This window comes from Mesorhizobium sp. M7A.F.Ca.US.008.03.1.1 (assembly GCF_003997495.1).
In the GTDB taxonomy this organism is placed as follows: Bacteria; Pseudomonadota; Alphaproteobacteria; order Rhizobiales; family Rhizobiaceae; genus Mesorhizobium.
On the sequence record NZ_RZRU01000001.1, the window covers coordinates 157,943 to 181,175 of the forward strand.

18 protein-coding genes and 1 pseudogene are annotated in these 23,233 nt (G+C 61.9%); 17 read left to right on the forward strand and 2 right to left on the reverse strand.

The window, feature by feature from the left end:
• The first annotated feature begins 29 nt into the window (after positions 1-29).
• The 11 genes from EOA16_RS00745 (at position 30) to EOA16_RS00795 (ending at position 13,124) form a co-directional block, all read left to right on the forward strand.
• A complete protein-coding gene (locus EOA16_RS00745; protein WP_127254844.1) occupies positions 30-1,007 on the forward strand; it encodes a flavin reductase family protein in 978 nt (325 codons plus the stop codon).
• Positions 1,008-1,026: 19 nt separating this feature from the next.
• Positions 1,027-2,538, forward strand: a complete 1,512-nt coding sequence (locus EOA16_RS00750) for an aldehyde dehydrogenase (RefSeq protein WP_127254846.1) — start codon at positions 1,027-1,029, stop codon at positions 2,536-2,538.
• Between the two features lie 31 nt (positions 2,539-2,569).
• Positions 2,570-3,646, forward strand: coding sequence for an LLM class flavin-dependent oxidoreductase (locus EOA16_RS00755; RefSeq protein WP_127254848.1), 1,077 nt, complete (start codon positions 2,570-2,572; stop codon positions 3,644-3,646).
• A 2-nt stretch (positions 3,647-3,648) separates the two neighbouring features.
• Positions 3,649-4,476 (forward strand): alpha/beta hydrolase, encoded by an 828-nt coding sequence (locus EOA16_RS00760; RefSeq protein WP_127255299.1) that lies wholly within the window; start codon positions 3,649-3,651, stop codon positions 4,474-4,476.
• A gap of 265 nt (positions 4,477-4,741) precedes the next feature.
• The gene (locus EOA16_RS00765) at positions 4,742-5,575 is read left to right on the forward strand and encodes a transporter substrate-binding domain-containing protein (protein ID WP_127254850.1); all 834 of its coding nucleotides are present in this window, start codon (positions 4,742-4,744) and stop codon (positions 5,573-5,575) included.
• Positions 5,576-5,631: 56 nt separating this feature from the next.
• The gene (locus EOA16_RS00770; protein WP_127254851.1) at positions 5,632-6,606 is read left to right on the forward strand and encodes an amino acid ABC transporter permease; all 975 of its coding nucleotides are present in this window, start codon (positions 5,632-5,634) and stop codon (positions 6,604-6,606) included.
• Positions 6,603-7,346, forward strand: coding sequence for an amino acid ABC transporter ATP-binding protein (locus tag EOA16_RS00775; protein ID WP_127254853.1), 744 nt, complete (start codon positions 6,603-6,605; stop codon positions 7,344-7,346). The genes EOA16_RS00770 and EOA16_RS00775 overlap by 4 nt, the downstream gene beginning before the upstream one ends.
• A 292-nt stretch (positions 7,347-7,638) precedes the next feature.
• Entirely contained in the window at positions 7,639-9,405 is a 1,767-nt protein-coding gene (locus EOA16_RS00780; protein WP_127254855.1) for an adenylate/guanylate cyclase domain-containing protein, read from the forward strand.
• Positions 9,406-9,612: 207 nt separating this feature from the next.
• Positions 9,613-11,376, forward strand: a complete 1,764-nt coding sequence (locus EOA16_RS00785; RefSeq protein WP_127254857.1) for an adenylate/guanylate cyclase domain-containing protein — start codon at positions 9,613-9,615, stop codon at positions 11,374-11,376.
• Positions 11,377-11,674: 298 nt separating this feature from the next.
• Positions 11,675-12,307 (forward strand): tyrosine-type recombinase/integrase, encoded by a 633-nt coding sequence (locus EOA16_RS00790; RefSeq protein ID WP_127254859.1) that lies wholly within the window; start codon positions 11,675-11,677, stop codon positions 12,305-12,307.
• 232 nt (positions 12,308-12,539) lie between these two features.
• A complete protein-coding gene (locus tag EOA16_RS00795) occupies positions 12,540-13,124 on the forward strand; it encodes a DUF4336 domain-containing protein (protein WP_127254860.1) in 585 nt (194 codons plus the stop codon).
• A gap of 387 nt (positions 13,125-13,511) precedes the next feature.
• On the opposite strand, the pseudogene EOA16_RS32975 reads toward EOA16_RS00795, so the two are convergent.
• A pseudogene (locus tag EOA16_RS32975) lies at positions 13,512-14,647 on the reverse strand (IS91 family transposase); the annotation flags it as partial.
• 3 nt (positions 14,648-14,650) lie between these two features.
• The gene (locus EOA16_RS00805; RefSeq protein ID WP_127254862.1) at positions 14,651-15,559 is read right to left on the reverse strand and encodes a tyrosine-type recombinase/integrase; all 909 of its coding nucleotides are present in this window, start codon (positions 15,557-15,559) and stop codon (positions 14,651-14,653) included.
• A 213-nt stretch (positions 15,560-15,772) separates the two neighbouring features.
• Here EOA16_RS00805 and EOA16_RS00810 point away from each other — a divergent pair, with 213 nt between their 5' ends.
• The 6 genes from EOA16_RS00810 (at position 15,773) to EOA16_RS00835 (ending at position 22,877) form a co-directional block, all read left to right on the forward strand.
• Complete coding sequence (locus tag EOA16_RS00810; RefSeq protein ID WP_127254864.1) at positions 15,773-16,432, forward strand: L,D-transpeptidase; 660 nt, start codon at positions 15,773-15,775, stop codon at positions 16,430-16,432.
• Between the two features lie 10 nt (positions 16,433-16,442).
• Entirely contained in the window at positions 16,443-16,955 is a 513-nt protein-coding gene (locus EOA16_RS00815; RefSeq protein WP_127254866.1) for an OmpA family protein, read from the forward strand.
• A 399-nt stretch (positions 16,956-17,354) separates the two neighbouring features.
• On the forward strand, positions 17,355-20,387 hold the full coding sequence (locus EOA16_RS00820) for a GAF domain-containing protein (protein ID WP_127254867.1): 3,033 nt from the start codon (positions 17,355-17,357) through the stop codon (positions 20,385-20,387).
• A complete protein-coding gene (locus EOA16_RS00825; RefSeq protein WP_023723443.1) occupies positions 20,384-20,773 on the forward strand; it encodes a response regulator in 390 nt (129 codons plus the stop codon). The genes EOA16_RS00820 and EOA16_RS00825 overlap by 4 nt, the downstream gene beginning before the upstream one ends.
• Positions 20,770-22,014, forward strand: coding sequence for an adenylate/guanylate cyclase domain-containing protein (locus EOA16_RS00830; RefSeq protein ID WP_127254869.1), 1,245 nt, complete (start codon positions 20,770-20,772; stop codon positions 22,012-22,014). Before EOA16_RS00825 ends, EOA16_RS00830 begins: the two co-directional genes overlap by 4 nt.
• Positions 22,015-22,592: 578 nt before the next feature.
• The gene (locus EOA16_RS00835) at positions 22,593-22,877 is read left to right on the forward strand and encodes a hypothetical protein (RefSeq protein ID WP_245455808.1); all 285 of its coding nucleotides are present in this window, start codon (positions 22,593-22,595) and stop codon (positions 22,875-22,877) included.
• Positions 22,878-23,233 lie beyond the last annotated feature (356 nt).

The following is a 23,233-nucleotide window of genomic DNA, read 5'->3' on the forward strand; positions in this document are numbered from 1 at the left end:
GCTTTCGTCCGACACTATGGAGGAAAGCAATGGCGGACGCGGTGGCACAAAGGACGATCGACCCGATCGCCTTGCGTCGTGCCTTCGGCACTTTCGTCACCGGCGTCACCGTCATCACCACGCGCGACGGCGACGGCAATCCGCGCGGCATGACCGCCAACTCCTTCACCTCGGTCTCGCTTGATCCGCCGCTGCTCCTGGTCTGTGTCGGCAAGGCAGCGGCGAGCTTTCCCGCCTTCAACGAAACGCGGTCCTTCGCGGTCAATTTCCTGCATGAAGGCCAGGTCGATGTTTCTTCGGTGTTCGCGTCCAAAGCGGCGGACAAGTTCCAGTCGGTCAACCATGACCGCGCCCACACCGGCGCACCGATCCTCACCGACAGCCTGACATGGTTCGACTGCACCGTTCACAATCGCATCGAGGCTGGCGACCACATCATCCTGATCGGCCAGGTCCAGGCTTTCGGCACCAGCCCATCGGCGCCGCTCGGATTCTGCCGCGGCCGTTACGCCAGCATCAAGGATCCGCTGCCCGCCGGCTGGCTGGCCTCGCAGGACATGATCATTGGTTATCTTGTCGAAGCCGGCGACCGCATCCTCTTGCGCACAGATGGCAAGGGAAGCTGGGTGTTGCCGACGGCGCGGCGCCGCAAGGCCGACAGAAAACTTGTGCTGGATGGCGGCGAGGCGCTGAGCCTCGTCCCGGAAAACACCTTCCTCTATTCGGTGTTCGACGTCGCCGACAGCGACCCGGGCTATCTCATCTACCGCGCCGAACTGAGCCGTGAGAGCGCTGAAGCCGCACTGCCGGATGGCCACGTCTTCTTTTCCATCGACGCGCTGCCCTATGAGCGGATCGCCACGCATGAACTGCGCGCCATGCTGCGCCGCTATGCGCGTGAGCGCCAGGACAAGCGCTTCGGCATCTACATCGACACCGGTGACGGTGGCCGCGTCGCCATGATCGACGGCCAGTCGCAATCGTGGACGCAGGCCGCGTCCGAATGATTCACGCAGGACAGACAGCATGAAAACGACGGTCGGATCGCTCGAAGGCTCACGCCAGAACCTGTTCATCAACGGTGCGTTCGTGGCGCCGAAAGGTGGGCAGTACATCGACAGTTTCGACCCGACCACCGGCAAGCCCTGGTACCAGTTCGCCGAGGCCGGCGCCGAGGATGTCGGCGCGGCTGTCGAGGCGGCGCGTAGCGCCTTCGCCAATCCGGCCTGGCGGCGCATGACCCAGACCGACCGCGGCAAGCTCGTTCGCCGGCTGGCGGAGCTGGTGCTGGAGCACGCCGACGAGCTGGCGCTGATCGAGACGCGCGACAACGGCAAGCTGCTCAAGGAAATGCGGGCGCAGATGCGCGCCATGCCCGACAGCTACACCTATTTCGCGGGGATGGCCGACAAGCTGCTCGGCGACACGATTCCGGTCAACAAGCTCGACATGCTCAACTTCAACCTGCGCGAGCCGATCGGCGTCGTCGGCATGATCACGCCATGGAACTCGCCGCTGATGCTGCTGACCGGCACGCTGGCGCCATGCCTGGCGCTCGGCAACACGGTGGTCGTCAAGCCATCCGAGCATGCCACTGCCTCCACGCTCGCGCTGGCCGAGCTGATCATGGAGGCCGGCTTCCCGGCCGGTGTCGTCAATGTCGTGACCGGCACGGGTGCTGTGGCCGGCGACGCGCTGACGCGCCATCCTGGCATTGCAAAACTCGTCTTCACCGGTTCGACGGTGACGGGACGCCGCATCGCTGCCAATGCGGCGGAGAACCTCATTCCTTGCTCGATGGAACTTGGCGGTAAGTCGCCGCATGTTGTCTTCGGCGATGTCGACATTGACCATGCCGTCAATGGCGTCGTGTCCGGTGTGTTCGCGGCCGCGGGGCAGACCTGCGTCGCCGGTTCGCGCTGTTTCGTCGAGGCCAGCGTCTACGATCGCTTCGTCGAGGCGCTGGTCGAGCGCACGAGGCGCGTGCGGGTCGGGCCGCCGACGCTGGAGGAAACCGACATTGGTCCGCTGGCACTGTCGGCGCAGCTTGCCAAGGTGGAAGGATATGTCGCCTCGGGCGTGCGCCAGGGTGCCAGCATCGCGGCCGGCGGCAGGCGGCCACAAGCGGCCGAGCTTTCCGGCGGTTGGTATTTCGAGCCGACGGTCATGACCGATGCCGACAACGGCATGGACTTCATGCAGGAGGAGCTGTTCGGCCCGGTCGTCGGTGTCATGCCGTTCTCGTCGGAAGACGAGATGATCCGGCTCGCCAACGACACCCGATATGGGCTGGCCTCCGGCATCTGGACGCGGGACATCAACCGCGCGCTGCGTTTCGCCAGGAATGTCGAGGCCGGCACCGTCTGGATCAACACCTACCGCGCGTCCTCCTTCATGTCCGCCAATGGCGGCTTCAAGGAGAGCGGCTACGGGCGGCGCGGCGGCTTCGACGCGATGGAGGAGTTCTCGCGCCTGAAGAACGTCGTTATCGACTACTCGGGCGCCATGCAGGACCCCTTCATCATCCGCCTTCGCTGACAAACGCCGACGCAACGACCGGGAGACCGACATGAAATTCGCCGTTTCGCTGACCATGGAACGCTTCTCGCCCGACGTGCCTATGGCAAAGGTGAAGAGCAATCTGCTCGACCTAGCGCGCCTGGCCGATGAGGGTGGCTTCGAGACGCTGTGGACGGCGGAGCATCACACGATCGAATGCACGATCTCGCCGAACCCGCTGATGACGCTGACCTGGCTTGCCCAGCATACCGAGCAGATCCGGCTCGGCACCTCGACGCTGGTCGCGCCCTACTGGAGCCCGATCCGGTTGGCAGGGGAGGCGGCACTTTGCGATCACCTGACCGGCGGGCGGCTGGAGTTCGGCATCGCGCGCGGTTCGTATCAATATGAGTTCGACCGCATGGCCGGCGGCATGCCGCAGCAGGAAGGCGTTGCCTATCTGAAGGAGCTGGTGCCGGCGGTGAAGAAACTGTGGGCGCAGGACTATGCCCATGACGGCGATTACTGGAAGTTCCCGCTCGCCGCCGGCGTGCCGAAGCCACTGCAGAAGCCGCATCCGCCGATCTGGGTGGCCGCGCGAGACCCGGGCACTTTCGACTGGGCGGTCGGCACCGGCGCCTCGATCCTGTCGACGCCCTTGTCGGCGCCGGCGGCCGAGATCGCCGTGCTCGGCGAGAAATTCCGCAAGGCCGTCGCCGATCATCCCGAGGTGCCGCGCCCGCGCCTGATGATGCAGCGGCGCACTTGCGTTTACGAGCGGGAGCAGGACTGGGAGATGGCGGTCGGGCATGCCATCGACTACGGCCGCGCCTTCGAGAACCTGTTCCAGAACATCGGCACCGTGCAAAACGGCTTTCCCGAGGCCGTCCCTTACGAGAGCGTCAAGGGCAAGGACAATTACAATCCCGAGAACATCCGCCGCAACCTGATGTTCGGCACGCCCGACGAGGTGATCGAGAAGCTGCTCGACTATGAAGCGGCGGGCGTCGACCAGTATTGCCTCGGCCTGACATTCAACCTGCCGTTCGAGCTGCAGAAGAAGACGATCAAGCTGTGGGTCGACGAGGTGATGCCGGTCTTCGCCGCGCGCGAGCGCGACAAAGCGCGCCAGGCGGCGAGGGCGTGACCATGGCGCGCTCCGGCCAGCTCGATATCGAGGGCGTGCTGCTCAACTGGCGCCTTGAGGGCGAGGGCGGCGTGCCGCTGGTCTGCATCCATGGAGTCGGTTCCTATCTCGAAGCCTGGAATGGCGTGGCCAGGCAGCTGAATGATCGCTTCGCGGTTCTCACCTTCGATCTGCGCGGCCATGGCCGCTCCAGCCGGGTCAAGGGCCGCTACGAGATCGACGATTTCGTCAAGGAGACGCTGGCACTGGCCGACCATGTCGGGTTTGCCGCCTTCAATCTGGCCGGCTTTTCGCTGGGTGGCCTGATCGCACAGCGCCTGGCGCTGACGCATGCCGAGCGCCTGCAAAAACTGGTGCTGCTGTCGACGGTCGCCGCCCGTACGCCCGAGGAACGGCACGCGGTGCGTGGCCGGCTGGCGGCGCTGATGGCGAGCGATGCCTCGGCACACCACGCCGCCTCGCTGTCGCGCTGGCTGACGGAGGACTTTCAGGACAGCAACCCGGAGGTGATCGCCGAGTTGCGCCGGCGTGACGCCGAGAACGACCGCGACTGCTACGCGGCGGCCTATCGCGTTCTGGCCGAGACCGATTTCGGCGGCATTCTCGACCGTATCACCTGCCCGACGCTGATCGTGACCGGCGAGGACGACCAGGGCTCCAGCCCGCGCATGGCACGGCTGATGCACGAACAGCTGCAAGGGTCGCAACTCGCCATCCTGCCCGGACTTCGCCATTCGATCCTGATCGAGGCGCCGGCTCGGGTTGCCGCCGTGATGGGCGATTTCCTGCTGGACGCTGACCGCGGGAAGGGAGGTGGCGCCGATGAATAGCAGCCTTCGCGATGCGAAAGAGAACGTCGGACGCCAGGCTCTGCACGACACATCGCAGGCAGTGCGCCGGGACCTTCCCTGTGATCGGGGGAACGGCGACGGCAAACGTCCTCCGCGACATCGGAAGACCGGACCGGCCGCGACGTCGCTAAATCCGCGGGCCTTTGGGAGAGGACACCGACCTGGTCGGCACGAAATTGCGACGTCACGACCGGCTGAACGGAAGTGACCGCAAGGGACTGAACAACAACAGGGGAATACGCACATGACAATCTGGAACAGACGACACGTGACGATGGCCGTGATGGCGCTTGCGCTTGGCGCATATCCTGCTCACGCAGGCGCGGTGCTCGACCGCGTGATGGCGGCCGGCACCCTCAAGGTGGCGACTGATGCCAACTGGGCGCCGCAGTCCTTCGTGAATGCCAGCAACGAGCTGGACGGCTTCGATGTCGACGTCGCCAAGGCCATCGGCAAGCACCTTGGCGTCAAGGTCGAGTTCATCACGCCCGGCTGGGACATCATCACCGCCGGCCATTGGGCAGGGCGTTGGGACATGCATGCCGGCTCGATGACGCCGACCAAGAAGCGCGCCGAGATCTTCGATTTTCCGGCCGTCTACTATTACACACCGGCGGCCGTTGCCGTGCACAAGGACAGCAAGGCCAAGACGCTGGCCGATCTCGACGGCAAGGTGGTCGGCGCCACCAGCACCTCCACCTTCGAAGCCTATGCCAAGAAGGATCTGACGCTCGACGCCGCCGGCGCGCCGGCATTCGAATACAAGCTGAACCCGAAGGAGGTCCACTCCTACGAGAATTCGACGACAGCCTTTGACGACCTTCGCCTCGGCGACGGAGTGCGCCTCGACGCGGTGGTTTCTTCGCTGCCGTCGATCCTCGATGCGCAGAAGGCCGGTTACCCGATCAAACAGCTGGGCGATCCGGTCTTCTACGAGCCGCTGGCGATCGCCATCGAACGCGGCGATCCCGAACTCTCCGCCAAGATCGCCGACACAGTGAAAGCGATGAAGGAGGACGGGACGCTGAGCAAGCTTTCCGAAAAGTGGTACGGGCAGGATTATTCGAAGACGAACTAGCCCCTTCAAAGGCGGCCTGCCCCCCAGGCAGGCCGCCGAACAGCCGGTGCTCAAAGATGCTTTATCCGGATACCGTCGAAGCTGAAATCCTCGTCCACAAACCCTGGTTCGTGGCGACGATGTTCGGCGTCGTTCTGCTTCTCTTCATGGCCTTCAACATGTCAGGCACCAGCTTCGCCGAGTTGATGCGTCCGGTGATCGGCGAACCGTCGGTGAGTGGCCTCTACGGCCGCTTTGCCATTGCCTTCGTCATAGCGGTGATCTTCACTTTGAACGTCGTGCTGATCGGCTTCGCGCCGCTCAAGTTCCAGATCGGCATCGTCTGGCTCGAGCTGCTGCTCCTGTTCATCGCCTTCTTCGAGACGTTCCATCTCAGCCTGCCCTTTATCAGAGAGAAGCTGCCATTCCTGATCAGCCAGGGTGTTGTCACCACGCTCTACGTCTCGGCGATTTCCATCGTCATCGCCTCGGTCATCGCGGTCGCTGGCGCGGTCGCCAAGCTTTCCAGCAATGGCTTCGCCTACGCCATCGCCAGCTTCTACACCTCCTTCTTCCGCGGCCTTCCGCTGCTCATGCAGGTCTACCTGATCTATCTAGGTCTGCCGCAACTCGGCTTCGTCATCAATGCCGTGCCTGCTGGCATCCTGGCGCTTTCGCTCTGCTACGGCGCCTACATGACCGAGATCTTCCGCTCCGGCATACAGAGCATCGATCGCGGCCAATGGGAGGCGTCGCGCTCCATGGGCTTCGGCTTCGCGCTGACCATGCGCCGCATCATCCTGCCGCAGGCGCTGCCGGTCATCATTCCGCCGACGGGCAACCAGTTCATCTCGATGCTGAAGGATTCCTCGCTGGTCTCGGTCATCGGCGTGTGGGAGCTGATGTTCCTGGCGCGCACCCTCGGCCAGAAGACCTTCCAGCACATGGAGATGCTGATTTCGGCTGCCATGATCTACTGGATGCTATCGATCTGCCTCGAACTGATCCAGTCGCGGATCGAACGGCATTACCACAGGAGCAAGGTGCGATGAGCGCTCCGGCCATCATTGAAGCCAAAGCCGTTTCCAAATGGTATGGTCAGTTCCACGCGCTGAAGGACATCAACCTGACCGTCCGCAGGGGCGAGCGGATCGTTATCTGCGGGCCCTCGGGTTCCGGCAAATCGACGCTCATCCGCTGCTTCAATCGCCTGGAGGCGCATCAAGAGGGCGACATCGTCGTCAGCGGCGTTGCCTTACACGGCAAGATGACCAACGTCGCTGCCGTGCGCTCCAATGTCGGCATGGTCTTCCAGCACTTTAATCTGTTTCCGCACATGACGGTGCTGATGAACTGCATGGCCGGGCCGATGTGGGTGAAGGGCGTATCGGAAAAGGAGGCGCGCAAGACCGCGCTGACGTTCCTCGAGCGGGTCCGCATTCCCGAGCAGGCGAACAAGTTTCCCATCCAACTGTCCGGCGGCCAGCAGCAACGCGTGGCGATCGCCCGCAGCTTGTGCATGAAACCCGATGTGATGCTGTTCGATGAGCCGACCTCTGCACTCGATCCGGAAATGGTGTCCGAGGTGCTAGAGACGATGACGGGATTGGCTCGCGACGGCATGACCATGGTGTGTGTGACGCACGAGATGGGTTTTGCGCGTGCGGTCGCTGACCGGGTGATCTTCATGGACGCCGGGCAGATCGTCGAGGAGGGCACGCCCGACGCGTTTTTCGGCCACCCGCGCCATGACCGCACGAAGTTGTTCCTCAGCCAGATTCTGAAGCATTAGCCTTTCTAGAAAAAGGCTGCTTTCCAACCTCGCTTTCCGAGAGCGGTCGGTCCGCTTCCGGCCCCGTTCCCGTCAGAAGCAGCCCAGCAGGATTGCGCCTCATGGCAGTCATCCCTGAGGCCCCGTCCATTCACCAAAAGCGGACTTCGCTAAGACAAGTCGCAGGCTGTTATGCGCCCAACATTTGTCTCGAACGACTGGAGCCGATCCTATGCGGACCATCCGACCAATGCTTCGGAACTATCTTCCTTTGGCTTGGCAGTAGTGTCAGACTGGATGGAGGGAGCACGACATGAGGGAGACCCGCAAAATAGCAGCGATCCTGGTCTCGGATGTGGTCGGTTACAGCCGGCTAGCGGGCGCAGATGAAGATCGCATTTTGGCACGGCTGCGGGCGTTGCGCAGCGATCTCATCGACCCCACCATCGCTGTTCATCGTGGTCGCGTCGTCAAGCGCACAGGCGACGGGAGCCTCGTCGAGTTCAGCAGTGTTGTGGAAGCAGTCCGCTGCGCGATCGAAGTGCAGAATGCCATGCTTGAGCGCAATGCCGGGGTGCCCGATGATCGTCGCATTGAGTTCCGGATCGGAATTCACCTGGGCGACGTCGTGCAGGAGCGCGATGGCGACCTGATGGGCGATGGAGTCAATATCGCCGCGCGCCTGGAAGGCATCTGCGAGCCCGGCAATATCTGTCTTTCCGAGCAAGCCTATTGGCAGGTTAGGTCAAGGCTCGATCTCGCAATCAACGATCGCGGTGCGGTGCAACTCAAGAACATCGCAGATCCTGTCCGAGTTTATTCGGTGCAAGTCGGAGTTCCCGCTCAGGCGAAGCCCGCCTCACCCCCGGAGCAAGCTGTGCCGGAAATGCTTTCGCTGCAGCTCGCGCTGCCCGACAAGCCTTCGATTGCCGTGCTGCCCTTCGTCAATATGAGTGGTGATGCCGAACAGGAATTCTTCACCGACGGGCTGACGGAGGACATCATCACCGATCTGTCGAATGTGTCCGGCTTCTTCGTCATCGCCCGGAACTCCACCTTCGCTTACAAGAGCAAGCCCACCGACGTCCGGCGGATCGCTCGCGATCTGGGCGTCAAATATGTTCTCGAGGGCAGCGCCCGGCGATCCAACAAGCGGTTGCGGGTCAATGTGCAGCTTATCAATGCGGCGGAAGGCGGCAATCACGTGTGGGCCGAGCGTTTCGACCGTGATATCGCCGACATCTTCGACGTTCAGGACGAGGTCACGCGACGCGTGGTTGAAGCGATTTCTGGCAAGCTTGGTGAAAAAAATACTATTGCCCGTTCCCGACCGTCGAATCTAGAAGCTTATGATCTTTGTGTTAGGTCGCGAGACAAATGCAACATTTCCAGAGCAGACAACATTGAGGCATGTTCGGATTTGGAACGTGCCGTTCAGCTCGATCCAAAGTACAGCGAAGCACACAGTAATCTAGCCATTTCTCTGCTATTTGGATGGATTATCTGGGGAGAACCACAGGTACCGGGTCGCGCAGAGGCCCTAATGCACGCGCAACGAGCCGTGGAAATCGACCCCGGCGATTCACACGCCCGCAGGATCCTGGGCTGTGTTCAGCTTTTTGAGCGCAATTTGGATGAAGCAAAATTCCAATTCGATGCTGCCATTCGGTTAAATCCCAACAATGCAGATGCCGTTGTATGGGTGGGTGAGCTTCAAATCTACTTAGGCAAGCCGCAAGCGGCGCTCATAGCTTGTGCCGAGGCGCTGCGTCTAAATCCTCGTCCACCCGGTTGGTATTTCTGGACCCTGGGAATGGCGCAGATTTCCTCCGGGCAGTACGAAGAAGCAGTAGCGACCTTGAGCCGGGCGGAAACCTACGGCACTGGTTCGAGAGGGTTTCTGATCGTCGCGCTTGCCCTTGCCGGCCGCGTCCCTGAGGCACAGGAGGAAGCTCGCCTACTTCTTGCGGACAATCCAAATTGGAGCGCAGGTGATTTGGCGAAGAACGCACCATTTAAGAGCGTGAGCGCTGTGCAGCCGTTTTTTGACGGCTGGCGTCTGGCGGGCTTGCAGGATTAAGCTGCATGGGCCGTTTTCCAAGGACGCATGATTTGCAGTTCCAGTTGGGAGCTTGAGCTACGCCCGGGCCGACACTTTCAGGATTACCCCCTAACCAGACGTATCAGCGACTTGGCAAAACCGACGTGAATGCACCAAGAGCTATCAGACGAATAGACTCCTCCTCGTGATGCAAATACAATTTGCCGCAGTGAGAGCACCCCTGCGATGCCCGAAGGACGCGTTCAACGCCGCCTCGCGGCCATCCTTGCTGCTGACGTGGCGGGATACAGCCAGCTCATGGGCAGGGATGAGGTTGGCACGCTTGACGCATTGAAGGAAATCCGTGCCGGGTTGATCGACCCAAACATCGCCGAGCACCAAGGCCGCATCTTCAAATCGACTGGCGACGGCATCCTCGCCGAGTTTCCAAGTGTCGTGAATGCCGTAGCTTGCGCCGTTGCCATGCAGCGTGCCATGCCGGATCACAACGCAGACTTGTCCGAGGACCGAAAGGTACAATTCCGGATCGGGATCAACCTCGGCGACGTAATCGTCGAGGATAACGATCTGTTCGGTGACGGCGTGAACGTGGCGGCGAGACTCGAAGGCATCGCTCCTGTTGGAGGTGTCATGGTTTCGGGCACGGTGCGAGATCACCTTGGAAACCGGCTTGACCTGCAATTCGACGACAACGGTGAGCAGATACTTAAAAACATTGAGCGACCGGTGCGAGCTTATGCGGTCCGTCTCGAAGGTCCCGGAGCGAACACCACTTCGCCGACCTCGCTTTCTGATAAGCCCTCCATCGCTTTGCTGCCGTTCGTCAATATGAGCGACGACCGTCAGCAGGACTACTTTGCGGATGGGATTACAGAGAACGTCATCACCGGATTGTCTCGGTTTCGCGATCTTTTCGTCATCGCGAGCAATTCGACGTTCGCCTACAAGGGCAAAGCCACCAAGATACAGGATGCCAGCCGGGAGCTGGGTGCCCGCTATATCTTGGAGGGCAGCGTACAGAGGTCGAAGGACCGTGTCCGGGTTACGGCCCAGCTCATTGATGGCAAGACTGGTCGGCACCTTTGGGCAGAGCGCTACGACCGAGGCATCGATGATATCTTTGCCGTGCAGGACGATGTCACCGAAAGAATAATTGGCAGTCTAGCCACGGCGCACGGAGGCCGACTATTAAAGGCGTGGCAAGAGCGCCCGGAACTCGCGGGGACACGGAACTTTCAAGCGCTGGACTACTTCGTGCGAGGCATGGAGGCCATAGACCGCAATACCAAGGAGGGCAATCAGCGTGCGCGCGAACTCTTCCTCAAGGCCGGAGAGCTTGATCCCAAATTTGGCAAGGCCTTTGCCAAGGTTGCCTGGACGCACATGATGGACGTAGTCGATGGATTCAGCGAGAACCCCGAGTCCTCGTTGGCTGATGCTTTGCGGTACGCCAATCTCGCGATTGAACGCGACGACGCGGATGCGTGGGGCCATTACGCACTCGCAGGACACTGCCTTTTTTGCGGGCAGTATGAACCTGCCATTGCGGCATTTCATCGCGCCTTTGATCTCAATCCCAATGATGCAGACATTCTCATGGACTATGGCTACTGCCTGAGTTGCGCGGGAAGAACCAGCGAAGGCCTCGACGCAGCACAAAAGGCGTTGCGGCTTAATCCTCGCTATCCCGAGTGGTACGTCCAACAGCTCGGCCAGATTTATTACGACTCCCGACAATACCATGAAGCAGTCACGGCTTTGCGTAGCCTAAAGACAATCGATACGGTGTACCGCTGGCTCTATTTGGCAGCCAGTCATGCTGCATTGGGGAATATGATCGAAGCGACGGAAGCCGTGGAGCGGATCAAGCAAATGGACCCATCAGCCACAATCGTTTCGAGAACCGGCCCCCAAATGACGCCTTACAAAAATCCCGGCGATCTCGAACACCTTCGCGAGAACTTGCGCAAGGCAGGCTTGCCAGAATAAGTGAAAGCGCGCGCTGGCCTTGAAGCACTGCAAATGGCGCAGGGAATACGGCCGACAGAATTGGCAATGCGGCAAGCTAGAGCGAAGGAAATCGTGCAGATTGTATGGGCCCTCAGGTGTGGATTCTATCACGCCTCATGGCTGCTATTGTGTTAGTTTCAGACGTTGGATCGGACCACGCCGAACGTGCGCTGTTGTTCTTCGGACGCCATAAGCCGACCTTCCGAATCCGGCCCCAAAGAACTTCAATACCTCAATCGTTTTCCTCTTCGGCCAATCAAGGCCATGGAGAACGAAAATGGGTTACTCAAGCTATGATCCCGGCATGCAAGGTCGCTCGGCATGGAACGCTGGCAAAACCGTTGGCACAAAGCGACCACTTACCCAGAAACAGATCTGGGCAATCCGCTTCTTCCTCGACCGAGAAGGACGTCTGCGCGATCGTGCACTTTTCGACCTGGCAATCGACAGCAAGCTGCGCGGGTGCGATTTGGTCAAGCTCAAGATTGGCGATGTCGTTGCAGGTGCAGACGTACGGACGCGAGCCGTAGTGGTGCAGCAGAAGACCGGCCGACCAGTCCAATTCGAATTGACCTCCGATGTGCGCTCCAGCCTATCGGCGTGGCTCGAACGTCGAGGCGGCACTGTTGCCGACTATGTGTTTCCGAGCCGCATTGATCATTCAAACCATATGGGCACTCGGCAGTATGCCCGGCTGGTCGATGAGTGGGTCACTGCCATTGGCCTGCGCCCGGCGGAGTACGGCACGCACTCGCTTCGACGAACAAAGGCGGCGATGATCTACCGGGCAACCGGCAACGTCCGCGCGATACAAATCCTGCTCGGGCACACGAAGATAGAGAACACGGTCAGATACCTTGGCGTTGAGGTCGAGGACGCCTTGCTCCTCGCGGAGCGCACAGAAGTCTGAAGTCAGAGCGGTCGTTCGGCCGTGTCGGGCGACCGTTTTCGATATCGCTGCAATCGCGCTGCGACTGCCCTTATTGGGTGGAAAGCGGCTATCTGGCGGACTAGACTGAGCGACCATGCTGAAACCGCTGGGATCGACCCTATGGATTGCGGATGGCGGAATCGTCTCGTTCAAAGGATTCGATTATCCGACACGCATGGCCGTAGTGCGCCTTGCCGATGGGGGGCTGTGATTGTGGTCGCCGGTCGAAAGGACGGCTGCGCTCGAGGCTGAGATTCGAGCGCTGGGGCCTGTTCGGCATATAGTCAGCCCGAATAAGCTGCACTATCTGTTTCTAGGCGAGTGGCAGGCCGCATTTCCGGGCGCGAGTTTATGGGCGACGGCGGCGACAATCGCCAAGTGCAAGGAACTCCATTTTTCCAGAGCTCTGACTGACGAGCCGCCAGCCGAATGGAGAGGACAGATCGACCACTTCTATTTCACCAATTCACCATTCATGGACGAACTGATCTTCTTTCACCGCGGATCGCGCACCGCCATCATCGCTGACCTCTCACAAACCTTCAGCGAGACGTTCCTGAAACGCCATTGGCCTTGGTGGATGCGGCCAATCGCAAAATTTTCGAAAATGGTCGAAGGATGGGGCTATCCGCCGATCGACTATCGGATCAGTTTCCGCAACCGCGCAACCGCGCGCCCAAAGATTCGTGAGTTGATCGGAAGACATCCCGAGCACGTCGTCGTGGCGCATGGTGAGGTTGTCAGGACGGGTGGCGAACCCTTTTTGCGGCGTGCGTTTTCATGGCTGCTCCAGTAGTCCCAACGTCGGCAATTGGACGGTCGCCGAATGGCAACCATCCGCTGATAGTGGACGGTCCGCTTCCGTGAAGAGTTTCGGGCGCCGGCAGGCGTACGAAAGTCCCAGAGGAAGGAACCCGCGGGCCACAGGCGATGGCTATGGGGATTTCGATTTGCGCCTGATGGCGGTGATGGCGCGACCGCCGCCAGCAAGCGGCGGGTTAAATGCGGACGGACCTCTTTGCCCTTCAGCCACGCTGTATTGCCGGCCCGGCACGCGGCTGGCTGCGGCCCTGTCGGCATCGATGAGCACAAATGACACGCGTGGGTCCGTTGCCGAAGGCTGGGTGCCTGCGGCTGAACGGTTCGTCGCCGCCTTGTCCGGCGGTCCGCGCGGCTGCCTCCACCGTTCGAACGTCTCGATGATGATCATGCGTCCGCCGCAGCACGGGCATGGCGGCCGGAAGTCGTCCGGTTCGTCGGGGTTGCCGGGGTCGGGCGGCGCGGCGACGTTCAGCAGTTCGCGCGCCAGCGCGGGGCTGGCCTTGCGAGCGGAACCGGCGAGCAGGCCGTAGTGCCGGATGCGATGGAAGCCGCGTGGCAGAACATGAAGCAGGAAGCGGCGGAGGAACTCGTCGGTCGCCAGTGTCATGACCTGCTGGCGATCGGCGCCGTCGCGGCGGTAGTCCTTGTAGCGGAAGGTGACGCCGCTCTTGTCGAAGGCGATCAGCCGGCTGTTCGAGATCGCGACCCGGTGCGTGTAGCGCGACAGATAGGCGAGTACCGCCTCCGGGCCCGCGAACGGGGCCTTGGCGTAAACCACCCAGCGCTTCTTCCGCACGGGAGCAAGATGTGCGCAGGAATGCCCGCTGCTCGATCAGGTGCGCGATCGACCCGAAGAAGCTGAGCCGGCCCGCCTCGTGCAGCGCGACCAGCCGGGTGAGAAACAGGCGACGGAACAGCTTGCCGAGAACCCGCACCGGGAGCAGGAAGGCCGGGGGCGACGATATCCATCGGCTTCCGTCCGGCGCGATGCCGCCGCCCGGCACGATCATGTGGACATGCGGGTGGTGGGCCAGCGCCGAGCCCCATGTGTGGAGTACGGCGGTGATGCCGATCCTGGCGCCGAGGTGCTTCGGGTCGGCGGCGATGGTCAGCATCGTCTCCGATGCCGCCTTGAACAGCAGGTCGTAGACCAGCGCCTTGTTGTGGAACGCGATGTCGGCGACCTCGGCTGGCAGCGTAAACACGACATGGAAGTAGCCGACCGGCAGCAGGTCGGCCTCGCGCTCGGCCAGCCATGTCCGCGCGCCGCGCCCTGGCACTTCGGGCAGTGCCGGTTGCGGCAGGAGTTGTAGGCGATCCGCCATTGGCCGCAGTCCTCGCAGGCCTCGACGTGACCGCCGAGGGCGACGGTGCGGCAGTGCTCGATCGCCGACATGACCTTGAGCTGGGCGGAGGCTCAGATGACCTGCATGGGCGGCCCGGGTAGGGTGGCCCGGCAGCGCGGAAGACGTCGGCGACCTCGACAGAGGTGCGCACGGCTCAGCCGTCAGGCGAGATCTCTCCCGGCTTGAACAGGCTAAGCTTGTCGAGCGGGCTCGTCACCGTGCGCACCGTTCGGGTCGCGACCTTGGCGTAGAGTGCGGTGTTGTTGAGCTTGGCGTGCCCGAGCAGGACCTGGATGATGCGGATGTCGGTGCCGTCCTCCAGCAGGTGGGTGGCGAAGCTGTGGCGCAGCGTGTGCGGCCCGACCCGCTTGGCGATGCCTGCCGCCTGCGCCGTCTCGACGACGATCCGATAAAGCTGCCGCGTGCTGATCGGCTTCATCGCGTGCTGCCCGGGGAACAGCCAGCCGTCGCGATGCATCACGCCCTGCTGCCGCCAGACCTTCCACCACTCACGCAGAAGCGTGAGCAGGTCCTGCGAGAGCATGGCGTTCCGGTATCGCCCGCCCTTGCCACGCTCGACTCTGAGCAGAATGCGCTCGCTGTCGACGTCGGCGACCTTCAGCATCGACACCTCGGCGACGCGCAGGCCCGCGCCATAGGCGACTGACAATGCGGCCTGGTGCTTGAGGCAGGTGGTGGCGTTGAGCAGCCGGGCGACCTCGTCGCGGCTCAGCACCACGGGCAGGTTGCGCGGATGCGACAGCCGGACGACCCGGCGCGCCAGGTCCGGGCGGTCGAGCGTTTGTGTGAAGAAGAAGCTTAGCGCCGACACGATGCTGTTCATCGTCGGCACCGGAACGCCGTCTTCCTGCTGGTCGATCTGGAACCGACGTAGGTCGTCGGCGGTCGCTGTGTCTGGTGAACGCCCAAGAAATGTCGCCAGGCGTCCGATGTCGCGGAGATAGTTGCGCTGCGTCTCGCGTGAGAAACGCCGCATGTTCATGTCGTCGATCAGCCGCTGGCGCAGTGGGCTGACGGGTGCATCGAGAACGGGGTACTGCATGGTCAGGCTCCTTGTTGAAGAAGCCCGTCATGCTCTGCTCCAGCCGAACGACGCTCAACGCGAGCGCGAAGACAGGTTCTTGATCTCTACCTCAATCGCAGGCGCCCTCCCGCGCAGCGGGTTCGTTCACCGGCCCCACCGCAGCATTTTCCGCTTTGAGGCGAAATAATTCTCAATTAGTGTCCGCCAGGCTTAAGGCATGGGGGATTGCCGATGGGTTTTTCACGCAGGGGTGTCGTGCTGGGCGGCTTGGCGCTGGCCGCGGTCGGTGCAACCGGTAATGCCGTTCGAGCCGCGGCAGCAAAATCCTTTTTCTCCGGTGCCGCCAGCGACAACAGTTTTGTCTATCGCAAGACCAACTTCGCCAATATCGACAAGAGATGGCATCGCCAGATCGTCAAGTATTTCAGCAGCGAGACGGTCGGCACCGTCGTGGTCGATACCCGCCACCACTTCCTCTACCTCATCATGGAAAACAAGACCGCCATCCGCTACGGCGTCGGCGTAGGCAAGGAGGGCTTCAAATGGTACGGCCGCGCGACGATCGACCGCCGCGCGCTGTGGCCGCAATGGGTCCCGCCCCCCGAAATGCGTAAACGCAGGCCGGAACTACCGCCCATGGTCGCAGGCGGCGCGTCCAACAATCCGCTCGGGCCGCGCGCGCTCTATCTGTACCGCGACGGCGCCGACATCGGCTACCGCCTGCATGGCACGCTGGAGCCGTGGAGCATCGGCACCGACGCTTCCAGCGGCTGCATCCGCATGTTCCCGGAAGACATTATCGACCTCTACCAGCGGTGCCCGATCGGCACCGCGGTGGAGGTCCTGCCGCACATCGCCGACCAGGCGCCCGTTTCCACCACCGTCGAATGATTGGCGCATCATGAACAGCATGATTGCAAACACGCGCCGGCTGCTCGCCGCCAGCTTGCTGGTGCTGGCCGCATCCTGCTCGACCAGCAACACGCTGGCCCCTTCCACGCCCGACGTCACCAACGCCGAGATTGCCAGCTTCCAGAACGTTCAGCCGGGCAGCGAGGAGGATTTCATCCTCAATGTCGGCCGCCGCACCTATTTCACGCAAGGTTCGGCCTCGCTCGATGCTGTCGCCAGGGCCACCCTCGACACCCAGATCGCCTGGTTAGCAAAGCATCCACGCTGGCTGCTCAAGCTGCAGGGTTTCGCCGACGATCCCGGAGCAAGCGAAACCGCGCTGTCGCAGCAGCGCGCCGATGCGGTGATGAACTACCTCGCCGCTGGCGGCATAGACCGCAACCGCATGTGGGCCAAGGGTTACGGCAAGGATAGGCTTGTCCGCGATTGCCCCAACGCCGCCTGCAGGTCGCAAAATCGCCGCGTTTTGTCTAATTTGCGCGACGAGAGGGACGAGTCGTAGGGGGTGCTCGGCACCAAATCAGAGTCTCACACGCGACCGCGGCATGACTGCTTTGCGCCCATTGTCGGCCGTTGAGTTGATCTTTGCTCTGCCCGATAGCAGACCTTGCTGGCGACCACCTTGGACATCGCAGTTGCGCAAACACCTGACATTGCTGTTTGCTACTGGAAGGTTGCGATCAAGCCCGCGCAGGCCCTTTGTAGAAGTGCCACCTGATGATTCTGACGACCGGCGACCCGTTCTATTAAAAAAGTCGAGAGTCCGGCTGCCGATCTTCCTCGCTGCGAATGGAGGGCGGATCGATTGACCGGCGAGCGACCTAGTATTTCTACTGCCATTCTGCCTATGGTTCGCATCTCGACCTAGTGGGCAGCGCTGCGACCGAGGGCTAGAACCTGCATGCGGCAATCACACGACGAACTCGAAGCTAGGATTGGGCATCTCACGCGGGAGCTCAACGAAGCGCTCGAACGCGAGACGGCGACCGGCGAGCTGCTTCGCGTCATCGCCTCGTCGCCAACTGATATCAAGCCGGTCCTCGACGCCGTGGCGGCTAGCGCCGCCCGTCTTTGCGAGGCCTATGACGTAATCATCCGGCTCAAGAAGAACGATATGCTCCATCTCGGCGCGCATTCGGGCCCAATTGCGGTCGATGAGGCGCCGTGGCCACTGGAGCGAGACCGGGTAATGGCGCGGTCGGTGATCGATGCGAGGACCGTGCAGGTCGAAGACCTGTCCGAGGCTGGGACCGAATTCGCGGCAGGACGGGAAAAGGCCATTCAGTACGGCTTTCGCACCATTCTGGCGACACCTCTCGTGGGGGATGGAAGAGCGATCGGTGCGATTAGCCTGCGGCGAAGAGAGGTGAGACCGTTCAGCGACAGGCAGATCGAGGTTCTGAAGACCTTCGCCGACCAGGCCGTGATCGCCATCTCGAACGTGGGGCTATTCGAAGAAGTGCAGGCACGGACGGCCGAACTGACCGAAGCGCTTGCTCAGCAGACTGCGACCGCCGACGTGCTCAAGGTCATCAGCCGGTCGGCCTTCGACCTTGAACCCGTATTGCAGACGCTACTCGATTCGGCGATCCGCCTGGCAGGCGGTGATATGGGCTCGATCTCACTGCGCGATGGCGATTGGCTACGGGTCATGACCGGGACCGGTTGGACAGATGAACTTCGCGCCTATGAGAAGAGCCATCCACACCCGATCGGGCGTGGGACATTTCAAGGTCGAGCGGCCCTCGAAGGGGCAACCGTCCATGTGGCCGATGTGTCCAAGGATATGGAATACAAAAGGCCGGAAGCGGCGAGCATGGGCCATTTCCGCGCGGCCCTTTCGGTCCCCCTCAAGCGAGGCCGAGACGTGATCGGCGTCTTCGGCATGGCGAGACGGACCGTGGGGCCGTTCTCACAACGCCAGATCGAACTGGTGGAGACCTTCGCCGATCAGGCTGCCATCGCCATCGCGAACGTGCGCCTGTTCGAGGAGGTGCAGGCGCGCAATCGCGAAGTAACCGAGGCGCTGGAGCGGGAGACTGCGACGGGCTCTATCTTGCGCGTCATCGCCGCGTCACCGACCGACATCCAGCCAGTCCTTGACGCCGTCGCCGAAAGCGCAGCGCGCCTCTGCGACGCCTATGACGCGACGATCTACCTGCGACGCGCCGGTCGGCTGGCGGTGGGAGCCCATCACGGGCCGATCCCCGTCGACGACACCGGACTGCCGGTCGCCCGGGACGTGGTCACCGGCCGCGCGGTGCTCGATCGCGCGCCGGTGCATGTCCTTGATTTGCAGGAGGCCGGCAGGGAGTTTCCGGTCGGAGCCGAGTTTGCGCGACGGCTCGGATTCCGCGCGATCCTTGCGGCTCCGCTCCTGCGCGAGGAGGACGTCATCGGAGCGATAATGATCCGGCGCGCCGAGGCGAGGCCATTCACAGACAAGCAGCTCGAACTGCTGAAGACTTTCGCCGACCAGGCCGTCATCGCGATTGAGAACGTCCGCTTGTTCGAGGAAGTGCAGCAGCGGACGCGGGAGGCTACCGAGGCGCTAGAGTACCAGACGGCGACCAGCGATGTGCTTGGCGTCATCAGCCGCTCGCCCACTGATGTGCAGCCGGTGTTCAACATGATAGCGCAAAGTGCCGCCCGTCTGTGCGAAGCGCAGTTCTGCTTCGTCTACAGATATGATGGCGAGCTTCTGCATTTCGTAGCGCATCACGGCATCACCGAAGAAAGCGTTCATATCGTACGCAACACCTTTCCCGTGGCACCTACTCGCGGCAGCGCCGCCGAACGGGCGATCCTCTATCTTGACGTGGCGCAGATCCCAGACCTCACCTTGGACAGTGAATTCACGCACCGCGCCGCGGCGGCTTTTTCGGGCCTGCGCAGCGCAGTCGCCGTGCCGATGCTGCGTGACGGCCTGCCCATCGGTTGCATAGCAGTCGGGCGCGCTGAGACGGGCGTTCTTGCCGCCAAGCAAGTAGAACTTTTGAAGACCTTCGCCGATCAAGCGGTCATCGCCATCGAGAATGTCCGCCTGTTCGACGAGGTGCAGGCGCGCACCGAGGACCTGTCGCGCTCGCTGGACGACTTGCGCAAGGCCCAAGATCGACTCGTGCAGACCGAAAAGCTCGCCTCGCTCGGCCAGCTGACCGCGGGAATCGCTCACGAGATCAAGAACCCGCTCAATTTCGTCAACAACTTTTCGTCGCTGTCCGGCGACCTTATCGTGGAGCTGCGCGAGGCGCTGCAAGGCGCGGCGCTTGACGACAAGACCCGCTCGGAGATCGACGAGTTATCGGACATGCTGAAGGGCAATCTCGACAAGGTGGTACAGCACGGCAAGCGCGCCGACTCGATCGTCAGGAACATGCTGCTCCATTCGCGCTCGGGCTCGGGCGAGCACCGGCCGATCGACATCAATGCGGTCGTGGAGGAGAGCTTGAACCTCGCCTATCATGGCGCGCGCGCCGAGGGGAAAGGCTTCAACATCACCCTGGAAAGGAATTTCGATCCAGGCGCCGGCAAGGTCGATCTCTTTCCGCAAGAGATCACCCGAGTGCTGTTGAACCTGATCTCCAACGGCTTTTACGCGACAACGAAACGACGTGTGGCCAATGGCGAAACCGGCTACGAGCCGGTGCTGGCGGCATCGACGAAGAACCTGGGGGATGCGGTCGAGATCAGGATCCGCGACAACGGCACCGGCATCCCGCCGGAGGTGAAGGAAAAGATGTTCAACCCGTTCTTCACCACCAAGCCGGCGGGCGAGGGAACGGGGCTAGGCCTGTCGTTAAGCCACGACATCGTCGTGAAACAGCACGCAGGCACCATAGAGGTCGACACCGAGCTGGGTTCCTTCACCGAATTCCGCATCGTTTTGCCGCGCGGCGCCGCGACGCTCGCCAAAGCTGGAGGAAGCGCTTGAGTCTGCTCATCCTGGTCGTCGACGACGAACCCGACATCGAGGTGCTTTTCCGGCAGCAGTTCCGGCGCGACCTGAGAGCCGGGCGCTTCGACATGGCATTCGCGCTTTCGGCGCCGCACGCTCTCAGCGTGATCGAGGCGGCGGAAAGTGCCTCGCTGATCCTCATCCTATCGGACATCAACATGCCGGGCATGAGCGGCCTCGAGCTCCTGCCGAAAGCGAAGGCGTTGCGTCCCGATGTGCCCGTGATCATGATCACCGCCTATGGCGACCCCGAGACCAAGCGAAAGGCGCTCGAAAACGGCGCCGAGGCGCTGTTGACGAAGCCCCTCGATTTCGTCGCGCTGCGCGGCGAGATCGACGCCCGCGTCGGGCTCGCGGCGTGACGGCGCTGATCCTCGTCGTCGACGACGAGCCGGACTTGGAGCCGCTCGTCCTGCAGAAGTTCCGCCGCCAGATCCGCGACGGGGCAGTGAGCTTTATCTTTGCCCGCGACGGCGTCGAGGCGCTGGACGTGATCGCCGCAAATCCCGGCATCGAAATGGTCGTTGCCGACATCAATATGCCGCGCATGGACGGTCTGTCGCTGCTTGGGAAGCTCCAGGACGCCGAGGAGCGTTTGTCGACCATCATTGTGTCGGCCTACGGCGACATGGCCAACATCCGCATGGCAATGAACCGCGGAGCCTATGATTTCCTTGTGAAGCCGATCGATTTCGCCGACCTGGAGACGACTATCGCCAAGACGCTGAGGCACCTTGCCCTTCTGCGCGACGCGCGGGGCAAGCAGGTGGCGGCCGAGCGCGCGCACGCCTCGCTGTCGCGTTACTTTTCGCCCAACCTCGCCGAGCGGCTCGCCAGCGACGCTGGCGAGCTTGCCGGGCAGCGACGCGAGGTGGCGTCGCTTTTCACTGACATCGCCGGCTTCACTGCGCTGGCTGAAACACTCGACCCGGCGGTACTGGGCGAACTGCTTAACGTGTACCTCGCCGGCATGACCGACATCGTTTTCCACCACGAGGGCACGGTGGCCAAGATCGTCGGGGACGCACTGCATGTGCTCTTCGGCGCGCCGGGCGACCAGCCCGACCATGCCGCCCGCGCCGTCGCCTGCGCGCTTGACCTCGATGACTTTTCGGAAGACTTCCGCGCCGGCTGGCGCGCCAGGGGCGTGGCGCTCGGCCCCACCCGTATCGGCGCCCACGCCGGGCCGGCGATCGTCGGTAATTTCGGCGGCGCCCGCTTCTTCGACTACACGGCCTATGGAGACACGATCAACATCGCGGCGCGGCTGGAAGCCGCCAACAAACAACTAGGCACCCGTATTTGCGTGAGCGAGAGCGTCGCGAGGCAAGTTATGAATTTCCGAGGGCGGCCGGTGGGTGACCTCGTGTTGAGAGGACGAACGGAGTCGCTGCGCGCTTACGAGCCACTAAGGCCTGAGCAATGCGACGACCTCGCGACGAAGGATTACCTGGCGGCCTTCGCTAAGCTGGAAGCCGGCGACCCTAGTGCGGTCACCTCGTTCGCTGCTGAAGTAGGCAGGCGCGCAGGGGACCAGCTTGCGAGCTTCCACTTGAAGCGATTGCTGAACGGGGCAACAGGTCCGCGGATCAACATGGATTGATCGATTCGATGTTCAACGGCCGCGTCCTCTCCCTTCTATTTCTGAGGCTCGTTCCCAATTCTGCAATACGTGGACGGCACCGGCGGGCGCCTCGATCGTAGGATGACGCGCACCTGTAACATCCTTGGCAATCGATAAGCGACGGCCTCGGGTTCTTGCAGCCGTCCGACTTGAGTGAGCTTCGGGCTGCCGCCCCTTCAGGCGAATATCTGCCCTTTCCATCTTGGCTGCGCAAACCGGGCTGGCAGCCTTCGGCCCAGAGCCGCCAGTCAGCAATGCGCCCAGAATCGGTCGTAGAGGCAACCTGTGCCACCGCCGAAAAGCAGACATTGCAGGTGGCAATGCTAAAAGTCCCGGTCGCACACATAGGTGTTCAAGATTGTCGACGTCCTGCTAGGGCGGAGCTCGTAAAAATCGCGTCGAACGGGCATTTCGTCAGGATTCGAAGCCGATCTCAGTGATTAACACCTGCTCTTTCTACTTCACGCCTTAGCGGCCGATTTCCAGGCGGTGCGCAGCCTCTTTAGACCTCGGATAGGTTTTGCCGATATTTATCGGAAAAAGGGAGCAGAAAAGTCATGGCCGAAATCTGGCATTCACTCCTCGCCAATCTTGCCCTCGTCTCCATCCTGGTCGTCGCCTGGGACCTTGTGGCGGATTATACCGGGCGTCTCCCGAGACAGATACAGTCGCTGCTTCTTGGCTTAGTCATGTGCATGGGCTCCATCATTTCCATGGCGACGGCCCTGTCTGTCTCCGGCTTCATCATTGAGCTGTGCGCCGCGTTCATCGGCGCGGCCGCAATCGCAGGCGCCCTCCCGCGCAGCGGGTTCGTTCACCGGCCCCAAAGCAGCCGCTCTTAACCATGGGATAGAAGATACTTCTCGCGTGAATATTAGTCCTCCTGCCGGTCCTTCGGTTCGCCAGACCATACGAGACGACGAGGAATACGGGTTGGCTAACAATCCGCCAAGCCACTGATTATCCTGTTTAATCTCACGCTCTCTGCGACTAATGTAATCGTTATCTTTCGATAACTTACGAAGCGGTTCGCCAAAGTTGATTCAAGTAGCCAGTCCGCCACTTGCCACCTGCTGCCTGTAACAATTAGATCAAAAGTTTTCTGGCCTGCGAGAGGCCACTTACTGTTCTGCTCGAAACACTTGCGATGGAAGGTGCGGCGTTTCGGTGACAGCCCAGCGCGCTTTGAAGTGGGATA

Coding starts and splice junctions, on each gene's coding strand:
- EOA16_RS00745 (WP_127254844.1), top strand. CDS start 30: ATGGCGGACGCGGTGGCACAAAGGACGATCGACCCGATCGCCTTGCGT.
- EOA16_RS00750 (WP_127254846.1), top strand. CDS start 1,027: ATGAAAACGACGGTCGGATCGCTCGAAGGCTCACGCCAGAACCTGTTC.
- EOA16_RS00755 (WP_127254848.1), top strand. CDS start 2,570: ATGAAATTCGCCGTTTCGCTGACCATGGAACGCTTCTCGCCCGACGTG.
- EOA16_RS00760 (WP_127255299.1), top strand. CDS start 3,649: ATGGCGCGCTCCGGCCAGCTCGATATCGAGGGCGTGCTGCTCAACTGG.
- EOA16_RS00765 (WP_127254850.1), top strand. CDS start 4,742: ATGACAATCTGGAACAGACGACACGTGACGATGGCCGTGATGGCGCTT.
- EOA16_RS00770 (WP_127254851.1), top strand. CDS start 5,632: ATGCTTTATCCGGATACCGTCGAAGCTGAAATCCTCGTCCACAAACCC.
- EOA16_RS00775 (WP_127254853.1), top strand. CDS start 6,603: ATGAGCGCTCCGGCCATCATTGAAGCCAAAGCCGTTTCCAAATGGTAT.
- EOA16_RS00780 (WP_127254855.1), top strand. CDS start 7,639: ATGAGGGAGACCCGCAAAATAGCAGCGATCCTGGTCTCGGATGTGGTC.
- EOA16_RS00785 (WP_127254857.1), top strand. CDS start 9,613: ATGCCCGAAGGACGCGTTCAACGCCGCCTCGCGGCCATCCTTGCTGCT.
- EOA16_RS00790 (WP_127254859.1), top strand. CDS start 11,675: ATGGGTTACTCAAGCTATGATCCCGGCATGCAAGGTCGCTCGGCATGG.
- EOA16_RS00805 (WP_127254862.1), bottom strand. CDS start 15,559: ATGCAGTACCCCGTTCTCGATGCACCCGTCAGCCCACTGCGCCAGCGG.
- EOA16_RS00810 (WP_127254864.1), top strand. CDS start 15,773: ATGGGTTTTTCACGCAGGGGTGTCGTGCTGGGCGGCTTGGCGCTGGCC.
- EOA16_RS00815 (WP_127254866.1), top strand. CDS start 16,443: ATGAACAGCATGATTGCAAACACGCGCCGGCTGCTCGCCGCCAGCTTG.
- EOA16_RS00820 (WP_127254867.1), top strand. CDS start 17,355: ATGCGGCAATCACACGACGAACTCGAAGCTAGGATTGGGCATCTCACG.
- EOA16_RS00835 (WP_245455808.1), top strand. CDS start 22,593: ATGGCCGAAATCTGGCATTCACTCCTCGCCAATCTTGCCCTCGTCTCC.